The sequence below is a fragment of the Microcystis sp. LEGE 00066 genome (assembly GCF_015207925.1).
Taxonomy (GTDB): domain Bacteria; phylum Cyanobacteriota; class Cyanobacteriia; order Cyanobacteriales; family Microcystaceae; genus Microcystis; species Microcystis ichthyoblabe_A.
The window spans coordinates 1-12,190 of sequence record NZ_JADEVX010000133.1; the positions used below are offsets into that span (position 1 = coordinate 1).

The 12,190-nt window shown below is 41.2% G+C and carries 9 protein-coding genes and 1 pseudogene; 6 read left to right on the forward strand and 4 right to left on the reverse strand.

Annotated elements, in window-relative coordinates; all coding sequences use genetic code 11:
• Positions 1 to 330: 330 nt before the first annotated feature.
• Positions 331 to 1,725, reverse strand: a complete 1,395-nt coding sequence (locus IQ224_RS16645) for a DUF2252 domain-containing protein (RefSeq protein WP_194033239.1) — start codon at positions 1,723 to 1,725, stop codon at positions 331 to 333.
• Between the two features lie 685 nt (positions 1,726 to 2,410).
• Positions 2,411 to 4,375, reverse strand: a complete 1,965-nt coding sequence (locus IQ224_RS16650) for a flavin-dependent dehydrogenase (RefSeq protein WP_194033240.1) — start codon at positions 4,373 to 4,375, stop codon at positions 2,411 to 2,413.
• Between the two features lie 121 nt (positions 4,376 to 4,496).
• On the opposite strand from IQ224_RS16650, the gene IQ224_RS16655 reads away from it, so the two are divergent.
• The 3 genes from IQ224_RS16655 to IQ224_RS16665 all read left to right on the forward strand — a co-directional run bounded on the left by IQ224_RS16655 (position 4,497) and on the right by IQ224_RS16665 (position 6,500).
• A complete protein-coding gene (locus IQ224_RS16655) occupies positions 4,497 to 4,739 on the forward strand; it encodes a hypothetical protein (protein ID WP_194033241.1) in 243 nt (80 codons plus the stop codon).
• A 7-nt stretch (positions 4,740 to 4,746) separates the two neighbouring features.
• Positions 4,747 to 5,562: a DUF2993 domain-containing protein gene (locus IQ224_RS16660; protein WP_002744047.1), complete on the forward strand. Its 816-nt coding sequence runs from the start codon at positions 4,747 to 4,749 to the stop codon at positions 5,560 to 5,562.
• Positions 5,563 to 5,819: 257 nt separating this feature from the next.
• Positions 5,820 to 6,500, forward strand: a complete 681-nt coding sequence (locus tag IQ224_RS16665; RefSeq protein ID WP_194033242.1) for a GerMN domain-containing protein — start codon at positions 5,820 to 5,822, stop codon at positions 6,498 to 6,500.
• Between the two features lie 44 nt (positions 6,501 to 6,544).
• On the opposite strand, the gene IQ224_RS16670 is transcribed toward IQ224_RS16665, so the two are convergent.
• Complete coding sequence (locus IQ224_RS16670) at positions 6,545 to 7,606, reverse strand: mechanosensitive ion channel family protein (RefSeq protein ID WP_002744050.1); 1,062 nt, start codon at positions 7,604 to 7,606, stop codon at positions 6,545 to 6,547.
• 28 nt (positions 7,607 to 7,634) lie between these two features.
• Between IQ224_RS16670 and IQ224_RS16675 the strand changes: the two genes are divergently transcribed.
• The 3 genes and pseudogenes from IQ224_RS16675 to IQ224_RS16685 all read left to right on the forward strand — a co-directional run.
• Positions 7,635 to 8,126: a cytochrome c gene (locus tag IQ224_RS16675; protein ID WP_080612724.1), complete on the forward strand. Its 492-nt coding sequence runs from the start codon at positions 7,635 to 7,637 to the stop codon at positions 8,124 to 8,126.
• Positions 8,127 to 8,439: 313 nt separating this feature from the next.
• Positions 8,440 to 10,590 carry a hypothetical protein gene (locus IQ224_RS16680; protein ID WP_002744053.1) on the forward strand — a complete coding sequence of 717 codons (2,151 nt, stop codon included), beginning with the start codon at positions 8,440 to 8,442 and terminating at the stop codon, positions 10,588 to 10,590.
• A gap of 17 nt (positions 10,591 to 10,607) precedes the next feature.
• Positions 10,608 to 11,924: pseudogene (locus IQ224_RS16685) on the forward strand (O-linked N-acetylglucosamine transferase, SPINDLY family protein); the annotation flags it as partial.
• A gap of 25 nt (positions 11,925 to 11,949) precedes the next feature.
• On the opposite strand, the gene IQ224_RS16690 reads toward IQ224_RS16685, so the two are convergent.
• A partial coding sequence (locus tag IQ224_RS16690; RefSeq protein WP_194032751.1) for a transposase occupies positions 11,950 to 12,190 on the reverse strand: 241 nt, incomplete at its 5' end.

A 12,190-nucleotide genomic window follows, 5' to 3' on the forward strand; every position in this document is an offset into this window, starting at 1 on the left:
TGGATACACGCCACACAAGCGTTTGAACTCTGTTGGCTTTAAAGTTTTTACTTGTTCGTAAGTCATCTTTCAATCTTAACTCTTGGACTATTTTATCCTATTTTGTCTAGACTTATGCAAGAGATCTCTTCACCAGCTAAGTATTTTTACTCAAGTCTCTGGAGGGGGATAGCTTATGTGACAGTTGAGGGTGCGGAATGTGGGTTTGATAATGTACCTTTTGGGCGAACGCAGTTCGCCCCTACATTGTGGACAAAATCCGTTACTGTAGGGGCGCAAGGAACCTGCGCCCTCCGATAGGAGGAGAAATAACAGGCTGATAGCTTAATGCTATAAATCTTCTTCTACCAAAGCCTCGACCCGTCCTGTTTTGACCGCTTCCACCAAAGCGGCGTGATCTCGTTCTGTCTGATCGGCATAAGCGATCGCAAATTCGCCCATGGCTAGATCAAACTGATCTCCTTTTCCCAAATAACCGCTAATAGTGGCCGCATCTCCAGATTTAGCGTGGGCGCGGGCCAAGGTCCAGCCGCAGAACTCGGCGTAGCGTTGCAGTTGGACGGCCGATACTCCTTCAATGGGTAGGGAAAACTTCATATCCCGTAGTTGCCGTAAATAGAAGTCGTTGCCCCCTCTTCCCTTGGTCCAGCCCAAAAATATGTCGCTAGAGGATTGCATCAATCTCTGGCCTGTAACTACCCGTTGCCCCTGATTTTCGTACTGGCTCTTGGCGGTATAGGGTTCGAGAACCGAAGGGCAAGCCTCCTTAACTTGTAGGATGAGGGGATGGTTATCTTCCGAGAACAATAGGGCGATATAACATCTGGTGCCGACACTGCCAATGCCCACCACTTTCAGGGCAAAGTCCTCTAACTGGTAGCGATCAAAGAGGACTCGGCGTTCCTCCGGCAGGGATTGGCGATAGTCTTCCAGACCCTCGCGCACGATAGTCTCCCAATCCGGTTCGTTGACATGGTAGAGAATGGGGGGCTGATCGACAAAGCGATTGCGTCCGCCAGTTTGGGTGACGATCTTGGGGTAGAGATGTTCGATGATGCGCTCGCGGGCCTTTGTCATCATCTGTTCCCGCAACTTCCGCGTCTTTTCGTCGGGAGCCATCTCGATCGCCTGTTCTGCTCCTATGCGCGTGTACCATACCTCTAAGGGACTGAGGCGAGAATATTCCCGCAGGTGTTCTCGATAGGAACGAGCGCAATCGATCGCCGCTGCCTTCGATTCTCGATCGGATAGATCGCTATCCCTGCCGGCGATGAGAAAGCTGACCACGAGACGCTTGATATCCCATTCCCAAGGCGCGGGCAGGGTTTCGTCGAAATCATTAATATCGAAGACTAAATTGCGTTCGGGGGTGGCAAAAAATCCGAAGTTTAACAGGTGGCAATCCCCGCAGGCCTGCACGATAATGTCGGTTTTGGGAGTGGTGGCCAGATCGTAGGCCATCAAGGCAGCGGAACCGCGCAGGAAGGTAAAGGGACTCCGCAACATTCGTCCGTAGCGGATGGGAATCAATTCCTGTAATCGCCCCCGATTTGATGCTTCGATGATTTCGATCGGCTCTCGACCAGCTGCGGGGGGTTGCCAGATAGCGTGGTCAGAACGCGGCAATCGCTCCCGCAGGGATTTACCGATCTGGATGCGTTCTTCCCGTGAACGGAATCGAGCTTGAGAGGGTGAGCGGATCGGGGTTTCTATTTGGTGGTTCATAGCGACTTTTTCCCCTGAATGAGATTACATCCCTTGCTGTTAGATGACTAAATGAATACAAGCAATAGGAAATAGATAAGTCAATAGTGATGGTTCCCCTTCTGGGATAACTTTCTAACATTTCCCCCTTTAGAGATAGCTTCTGATGCTCGGTTCAACAATTAATCTTCACTCGTTTCTTATCTGGGGAAGATCAACCTCATCAATGATAGATTTTTTTCTGAAATGGCTATCTCTTAAATTTGCTTAACTTTTAGCCCAATGGCAGCTCTACTGTTTCGATTGTATCTTGCTGAAAAATTGCTGGCGGGATAATCTTAACAAAATTTTATCTAATATTTAGCCTTCGGCAAGGGGCTAAAATCTCGCTCTTTTGTCGGGAAAAGGGGGAACTATTCCGGGTTAAAGGTGAAAATTTTCCCCTCACCCCAGTTCTGTAGGAAGTTTTCTGTTTATTTTTTTGGGTTAGGAATACTTTTTCGCTGGTTTAACCCGGTTTTTTCTAGAACTGAGAAATTTATTTGCCCAGGTCTTAGTCATACCAAATTAAATTGTATTCAGTAAGGATTAGGGGAAATCCTGTTAGAGAAGCAACCCTCTGGGGGGGGTTAACTTCTTAAACAATTCATCTACTTTGACTTCTAACGTGCCTAGGGTGATGGGAGCGTCAATTGATAAATATTCTCTAATTTCTTAAGCCATAATTAAAACTCAATAACTTTAACCAGAGGCGGGGATTGTCTTTTTCTAGCCAGCTTTGGGAGTTTTTTAACCATTGGGGAAACCAGGGACTAAAAAGCAGATTTTTGACTCCATCAAGGCTAAAATCGAGATAGGAACCCAACCAACGAATTAAATCCTGACTGCCGGCCATTTCTGCTATCCATAACAGTAAAGCTGGGTTTTTTCTGGCCGCTTTAATTGCTAAACGGCTAAAGGTTAACCAATCGGTTTTATCCTTAATAAAGGTTTCAGAAACCTCCGGCGGTTCGTCGGCCAATAAACCGAAAAATGTGTTTAACATGGCGTTAATTCTTTGGGGGGGTAAGGTTTTTCCCGTGGGAACCATCATTCCTTTAGAAAATAACCAAGTTACCGCCACATTACTTTGATAAGCTCGCACATTTTCTAGGTCTTTAGCTGTTAGTAAATCGTGTTTTAATGCCATATCCAAAAGATGGGTTAAGCGCTCTAAATTACGCACCAAAGAACCGAACCCAGTAAAGATTAACGGTGATTGCAGAGAGGCGGCATCACCGATGGCTAAAATGCGATTAAAGGAGACAATTCGATCTTTTTTTCCTGTGCTAAAATGCCCCGGTATATAACCAAAGGTGGGTTTTTTCCAGGTTAATTTTTCTGGATCACACTGTCGATATTCGGGCAGAATAGTAAAGAAATCTTCGTACATTTCTAACAGAGACCCGGGGTTATCGGGATGGACTTGATGATAGTGAAATAGATAAAAGGTTAATTCTTTTCCTTCCCCCGGAAATAATTCCCAAATTAGTTGTCTGCCTTTAGAAATATCGCCATGGGAATTTAAGACATCGCCATAGTGAGAATCCCACACCACCGGATCGAATCCTTCTACTACTGCCCCCACCGTCGGACAGACACTATCAAAGGCACGCACTCCGTTTAATTGCCAAGCAATGGGGGAAGCAGAACCCATAGCATCAATCAATAAACGGCCTTTTATCTGTTGAATTTCCCCACCATGATTAAGGGTGACAGTAACACTATTAGCGGTAATATCAGCCTTAATAAATTCGGTTTGATCGAGAATTTTACCGCCATGATCCTGTAATTTTTTACCGCAGGATTGCAGCAATTGATCGGAATTAATGGCAATATTTAAAACCGTGGGAGTATGGAGAATTTTGGCTTTTAGACGGGGGGGATTATTGCCATCAAAAAACTTATTAAAGCCATCGATGTATTCTTGGAAGATTAATTCCTCGAATTCTTCGGCCGTAAATAGACCTAAATTAATTAAACTTTGAAACTCCGAGCGAGAGATATTCCATTCCCGATTCATCCGTCCGAAAGGCAGTCTTTCTACTAAGAGGACTCGATAACCTAATTTGGCCATCTGTGCCGCATGAATTGCCCCCAAGGCACCACCAATATAAATTAAGTCGTAGGTGATGGGATGATCATTTTCTTCACTGCTAGAGAAAATTACTGGCTGCGGTTGTTGGGGATTTTTGGCACTGTCGCGCCAACGTTTTTCCCACCAATACAAACGTTCTAAATCCGCCTCTCCTTGGGGCATTTTGCGGAAGTAGTGAACCGTTAGGGGATAGTCCGCTTCTAAATCTGTAAAAATTGAGTGATTTTTTTGATCGATATTTGGTATCGTGTTATACTGCGGCGGGAAACGCTTTTGTAAAGCTCGATCGAGCTGCCGAGTCAGGGATGTTTCTTGATCATGCGATCGCTCACCCCAGCGGAAAACTTTTAAATAAGTAGTCCGTTGCAGCGTCCAGACAAAAATCGACAATTCGATCGCCTCCGATAAGCGCAATCTCACCCCGTTAGGTGTATTTGTCTTAACACCGTTTGCGGGTTGCCAATCGGATTGTAACCAGTGACAAACGGCGATCGAGTCAGGAGTCGGAATTTCTCTGTAAAGTATTTCTCTCATCTTGATTTAGCTGTTAAACCCAAAAATCGTCTGATTACGCTAGACTACACAGAAAGTTTTCTGAAAAAAGTTTAAAAAACTTTACATACCTAGATTAATACACAGCCTACCCCATCTGATTATGAATTATCCCATCCCGACTACCCCCGAAGAAATTGCCGCCCTCCGACAGCGTCCCGTCGATGAGGAGATGATCGCTGCCGTGATTGCGGGAATTATTAGAATGACCCACGCTCAGGGTCAATCCCTCGATGATCTGACTGAAGAAATTCTCGCAGAAGACCCGATTTTAGATCAAGTGCAACGACGTTGGTTAAGTCAGCTTTTCACTAATGCTTGGCAAAATTTAGCTGGATGGGTGTAATTGAGCGATGGAATGGCTAACAATCACTCTCGCTAGTGTTTTGACCCTGTTAACTCCCGCAGGGGCAATTATTGATACGGTTTTAGCCCATACCCTTCGCTCCCAAGTCCAAAAAGTGGAACAATTGGCCGTGAGGGTCGATAATACTCCCAATTATCAGGTTCTGCAAGGCAAAATCGATCGAGTTCGCATTTCTGCACGGGGAATTTATCCCCTTGCTGGTGTTCGCATTGAGAAGATCGAGCTAGAAACTGAGCCAATTAGCCTCGATTTGCGGCGATTACAGCAAAAAAACAGCAGTTTAGCCGCCGCACTGCGCCGACCGGCTGCGGGAGCATTGCATCTTGTCCTCACGGAAACTAATCTTAATCAAGCTTTACAATCGGCAGCGGTCAAAGAACAAATTCAGACCCTGATTAATAATCTGATTCCCTCTAGGGAAGAATTTGGTAGCACAAAATATCAACTTAGTCAAGCAAATTTTAACTTTCTTAATAATAATCGAGTCGCTCTCAGCCTGCAGCTAGAGACCCAAAGGCCGGACGAACCAGCAGCCACCCTCAATCTGAGCTTAGAAGTGGGATTTAAGCTAGTGCAGGGGCGAAAAATCGAGCTTATTGACCCCACAGCCACTCTTAATGGTCGTCGCATCTCCTCGCGCCTTCTCAAGGGGTTTGCCGAGGGTATATCCACCCAGTTAGATTTAAAAAACTTCGAGAAACAAGGAATTATCGCCCGCCTTCTCCAATTACAGATTGACGATGATAAGCTAAGTATAGCGGCTTTTGGCAGAATTGAACCTCGATCGGGGAACCCCAATTAAATTTAACGGTCGGAAAACAGGAGATATTTCAGTGATCAGTGATCAGTAATCAGTAATCAGTGAAAAGAAAACGGCAATTTCTCTTTCAGTGATCGGTAAAAAGTGAAAAGACACTGGGAAACTGCTATTTAATACTGCTCACTTAATACATACCAATAACTGATAACCGATAACCGATAACCGATAACTGATAACTGATAACTGATAACTGATAACTGATGACTGATAACTGATAACTGATAACTGATAACTGAATTATGCCTAGTTCTCGCTCTAGTGATAAAATCTCTTTACCTTGGATAATTGGTATCGGCCTCGCTTTATTTACTGCTGGTGGGTTCACTGCTTGGTTTGCCGTCCATCACCTATCTTCCCCCCAGAAAACCAGCGAAAACCCGATTGAATCTCCCAGTCCGGTGCCGATAAGTCAATCACCAATTTTTGAACCGGTTTCTCCGGGTCCGGTGAAGACAAGTCCGACAGCAACTCCTGCAGCTATTCCTGTTAGGGAAACTCGACAGGTTTATTGGTTAAAAGTGACCGATACGGGTAATCAATTAGTCAGCCAAGAAATTACCGTTCAAAAAGCAGATAGCGACGACCGAGAGTTAACAGCAGTATTGAAGATTCTATTAGCTGGTCCAAGTAATCCTCAGGATATGACTACTATTCCTTCCGGGACTAAATTACTTGATTTAAAAGTAGATAAAACGGGAATTAAGATTAATCTCTCGCGCGAGTTTGGCAATGATGATGGCCCTGATATGTTAATCGGTCGTTTGGCACAAATCATCTATACTACTACTACCGAGGATCCCAATGCCAAAGTCTGGATTCAAGTGGAAGGAAAACCCCTAGAATTATTAGGAGAAGGCCACGGTATTGAAGTTGCCCAACCGATGACTCGTAAGTTTTTTGAGGAGAATTATCAATTGTAAGTTGTCCGCGCATTTAAATTGTTTGTTGCGATAGCGAATTGAGGTTAACTAGGGGGATTACTGGGGGGATAGGGAAAAAGAATTGGATAGGGAATTTTAATTCCTTCTTGCTGATAGCGTCGGTGTAGGAGTTTAATAAATTCGTGTTTAATGGTGAGATGTTGAAAAAACTCTTCTTCTACCACCTTGAGATAAACTGTTAGCACAATGCTATAGTAATCGAATTTGCGGTAAAGGATCAAGGGTTGATAGTTACCGAGGTGAGGTTGCAATAACTGGGCGATTTCTTGCATGACTTCTAGGGTAACTTTTTCGACTTTTTCTAAGTCACTATCGTAACTAATGCCCACTTCCACGGGAATCAGTAGGGAGTGATCTGGTAAACTATAGTTACGGAAACTAGAAGAAATGATCTGAGCATTGGGAATGACCAAAATATTATTGGTAATTTCTTCGATGACTGTGCATCTTAAATCCACATCTCGCACATAACCAGCTTCTCCCGTTTTCAGTTCAATATAATCTCCCGGTCTAACTTTTTTAGAAGTGATAATATTAATCCCTGACATTAAATTAGCTAGGGTATTTTGGAGAGCTAAACCGAGGGAAACACCCCCAATACCAAAGGCAGTAAGCATCGGAGTTATCGAAATGCCAATCGAGCTTAAAATCAGCAAAAAACCGCAGCTAAAAATCAGAACTTTGGCGAGAAATTCAAATAGGGAAGTTAGGGAAGAAATGCCATCATCTCCCGTGGTATAAAATCGTAATATTTCCACGGATAATTGAGCAATAGCCCAAGTAGCTGAAGCTAAAAAAGCCACTAGCAGCAATTTTTTGCTCAGGAGAATCAGGTAGGGAAAGAGGGGAAGATTGGGAAGGGAGAGGGCAATATTTAAACCCAAAAGTCCGAACCAAAGTATGCTTAATCCACGAAGGGAACGTAAAACCCCTTCCGAGAAACGCAGGTTTTTTTCTCTGGCAATCGATAAAAGTTGACTGACAACGCGCTTTTCTACGAGCCATCCCAACAGCAGGAAACTGAGGACGATGGTGATAGGTAGGATAATATAGGGCCAATCTTCCAGTCTGGTTAATAGGTTCATTGCTAGAGGGTTAGAAAAAGATGCAGTTTTGTCTTATATTATTCTCCATTTGCCTATCTCTAGCAGCGGCGGTGGAATTTTGGGGCAAAAAGTTGCAAAATGTAAAGAGAAACTCATCTTTCCTTCGGCGGCCTTCGTGAATAGTCAGTTAGTTAAACCAAAATTCGGGCTTTATCGATTCTTAATGGTTATAATCGTGGTTTTTTTGCTGATTAGCACCTTTTTAATCGCTTTTCATCTGGCTAAGATGTCGGATCCCTACATTAAGGAGGTGTTATCCCGACAAGGTAATGTGAGTCGCGGTTACGAAATCTTTCAAATTAACTGTGCTGCTTGTCACGGTCAGTTTGCTGATGGCATCGTCGGACCAAGTTTAGAGGACGTTTCCCATCGCAAATCGAGAATTAGTCTGATTGAACAGGTAATTAGTGGTAAAACCCCGCCAATGCCCAAATTTCAGCCCGATCCTCAAGCTATGGCCGATTTATTGGTTTATTTAGAAAAGCTTTCAAAAAACTGACTTGAAAGAGGGTGTGGGGTGTAGGGAAGGAAACCTCTTTCATCTGTGGGGGTGAAAACTTTTTCATCGGGATTTACTCTTGGCTGACGTTGATGGTAAGCTAGGACTCGTTGAAACTGGGTGGAGAGTGACAGGTGGGGAATGGAGAGGTGAGGGAATGGGGAATTTCAACTAAAACCCCAACACCCCCCGCAACGCACACGCAGTGACCACCCCAAAACCCAACCCCTGAGAAACTGATAAATTTTACTTATATAGAAAAATTTTGCTTCTATTTGGGTACGCTAGTAGAGACACTTAACGATAAATACTTATGTCTTGGCATTTCCAAGTTGAACCTGCAATTATGCAAGGGGATTTCTGGCAAGTTAGTCAGTTTTACGAAGAACTGATAGAAAGAGAACCCTTAGAAATTAGTCATTATTGGTATTTAGGATTAGCCTATCTTTTGGAAGCTCGGGAAGAAGAAGCACAAGCTACTTGGTTATTTGTCTTCACTCAAGGAGATGAACAGGAGGTGATGCTGTGGACAGTAGATTTAGTCAATATTTTGGATGGGGAAGCACGCAGACAATTAGAGTTAGGCAATTTAGAAACCAGTTGGTTAATTCGAGGACATATTCGCGAGATTAGTCCCGATAATGTTGATAATTTACTGCGGTTTATTTTATTAGCAATTAATTTGAATTATTTCGAGCAGGAGCAGTTACAAGCTTGGTTATTTGTTGATGTGTTAAAAACAAATAATTTCCAGAGTCTAGAGTTAAGTTTATTAGCAGAAGTTTTAGAAAAATTTATCGATTCTCAGATACCAGAAACCGTCCCTTACTTAGAGTCAATATTTCAATCTAACTATCAGCGACAAACTTTTATCAAAATAGTAGAAGCTAAAGTACCTTCTCTAGCCATTAATAATAAACCATTGGCTATTGATATTATTAATACTTGTTTAGCAGTAGAACCAGAGCAAATTTATCTGTTAGCTGCACTTTATCAATGTTATTTTGATAATCGAGATTTTGCTGCTGCTATCCAAGTAGCTAATCAATTAAAAACAAGTTGTCAAGGGTTTCCTTCTCAAGTTGTAGCTGATTATATTGCTCTTTATGTCAAATTATTTAGTGGTAATTGGGTCGATATTAAGGCAGATACTGAAAAATATACAGAATCCTTGCAAAAAAGTATCACTAATCAAGAATGTCCCAGATTATTGGATGCACCATACCTAACAATTTTATCCCCTCTAGTTTACCTAGAAGATAACCCAAGAAAAAACCGTTATATTAGTAATTGTGTTGGTCAACTTTTTCAGGAATATGTTCGCAATAATTCTAACTGTCATTCTTTGCGAAAATCGACTATTAAGGATACCAATAAAGTTCTGAAAATTGGCTATATTGCCCATACTTTATATAATCATTCTATCGGATTAATCTCTAGATGGTTAATGAAGTATCATGACTATAATGAGTTTCATGTCTCTTTATACCTAGTATCTCAAAAAGAAGATATGATCACTCAAAATGATTTTAAAAATCAGGTAAATGCTTGCTATCACTTACCGATTAATCCTCAAATGATTGCTGAAAAAATTAGTCAAGATAACATTGATGTTTTGGTAGATTTAGACAGTATCACTAATAACGCAACTTGTCAAGTTATGGCACTTAAACCCGCACCAATACAAGTGACTTGGTTAGGTTTTGATGCGTCAGGAATTCCCGCAATTGATTACTATCTTGCTGATAATTACGTTTTACCAGCAGATGCACAGGAATATTACCAAGAAAAAATTTGGCGCTTACCTAATTCCTATATTTGTGTGGATGGTGTCGAGGTTGCTTACCCCTCTCTCCGAAGGGATGATTTAGGGATTCCAGAGGATGCAATTAATTACTTAACCGTACAAACGGGGGTTAAACGTAACCCTGAAATTATTCGACTTCAGCTACAAGTTTTAAAGGCAGTTCCTAATAGTTATTTGAGTATTCAAGGGTTAAGTGATGCTAAATCAGTGGAAAAATTATTTTTCAAAATTGCCGAGGAAGAAGGAATTAATTATGAGAGATTAAAAATCTTACCCCTCTATCCCACAGGAATTTATCGAGCAAATTTAAGGATAGCTGATGTGGTTTTAGATACCTATCCCTTTACGGGAGGAATGACGACTTTAGATGTGCTGTGGATGGGGATTCCTTTAGTTACAAAAGTTGGTCAACAATGGTCATCGAGAAATAGTTATACTTTAATGGTTAATGCGGGAATTAGTGAGGGTATCGCTTGGAGTGATGAGGAGTATATCGACTGGGGGATTAAGTTAGGTAAGGATGAAAACCTGAGACGCAAAGTTATCGCTAAATTAGATGAATCTAGAAAAACTTCCCCGATTTGGAATGCACGTCAGTTTACTAAAGATATGGAAAGCGCCTATCGTCAAATGTGGCAAATCTATTGTGAAAGTTAATCAGGGAGAATTAAATCATGTCTTGGCAAAACGAAGTTAAAACCGCTTTAGAAAACAATCAATACGATATTGTTAGTCAGTTTTACGAAGAACTGATAGAAAGAGAAACCCTAGAAATTAGTCATTATTGGTATCTAGGATTATCCTATCTTTTACAAGATAGAGAAGAAGACGCACAAGCTACTTGGTTACTGGTGTTGAGTCAAGCAGCTGAATCAGAATTATCGGGGTGGATAGAAACTTTAACTCAAATCTTAGATGCAGAGGCAACCAGACAAGAAAATTCCCAAAGACTAGAGACGAGCTATCTAATTCGATTGCATCTACAAAACCTTAATCCTAGTTTTTTAAATAATCTCCTGCATCTGATGGAATTAGAAATACAATTCCAATTTTTTGCGATGGAAAAGTGCAATGATTGGTGTGTATTTGAACTGTTAGAGAATACAGCTACAGCAGCAATTAATCTTGATTTACTGCTGCGAGTGACGGAAAAAGTTTTAATCTACCCCTGTACTGATACCATCCACTTTTTAGAATTAGCAGCCTTACATATCAATAATCCAGAAATAATTGCAACCAAAGTTATATCAGCAATTGTCAATTATGCTTATCAACAAAAGCAAAGTGTATTTGCTATTAATTTAGTAGAACTTTGTTTGCGCTTTCTCCCAGAGGATTTATACCTACAAAATAGCTTATTTAATCTTTATAAAACCACCACTGTTGACTATAATAAAGCTCTAGAAATTGCCGATAATTTTTATAAAAGTTGCCAAACAAATACTGAAAAGCTGTTGGGAATTTCTCTGGTGATTGGTATTTTACAAGCTAAGGGAGACTGGGGAAATTTACCTAAATTTATTGATGAATTAATACAACTAATCGAGGGACAAATTAATGCTAAACAATTTAATGCACGTCCTTTTATTATTGACTCTATTTTAGGAGTTACTATCTGTCTTCCCTACTATCAAGATAATCCGAAAATCAATCGCTATTTACAAAGTAAACTAGCAGAAATTTTTCAAGCAGATGTAAGAACCCGCTACAACTATATTGCTCCTGTTTCTTCTCCAAAATCTCCAGCAAGAAAAATAAAAATTGGTTATATTGCCTATACTCTCCGTCGTCATTCTGTGGGTTGGTTAAGTCGCTGGTTATTTCACTATCATAATCGAGATAAATTTGAAATTTACACCTATTTTGTCAACCAAGCAGCGGACGAAATTACTGAAAAATGGTTTATAAATAACTCAGATTATAGCTATAACTTGCCAGCAAAAATTGAAGAAATAACTGCCCAAATTCGTCAAGATAACTTAGATATTTTGGCTCTTCGTTACTCTTTATGCTAAATCAACAGACAAGATGCCAAGATAACATACTTCTAACCCAAAAATTCCGAAAGTTTCTAAAGCCATAGCCTCTTCTTTTTATTAGTTTAAGTTTATTGTTGATTCCCTCGACCACCCCATTCGTTGTCCTTCGCTCGAAATAACTAATTATTTCTCCAAACCAGTTTCGGATTGTTTGACAACTCTTAGTAAAAACACTGGAGGATTTTGCCAACCATTCCGAGATGGATAGCATTCCCTCT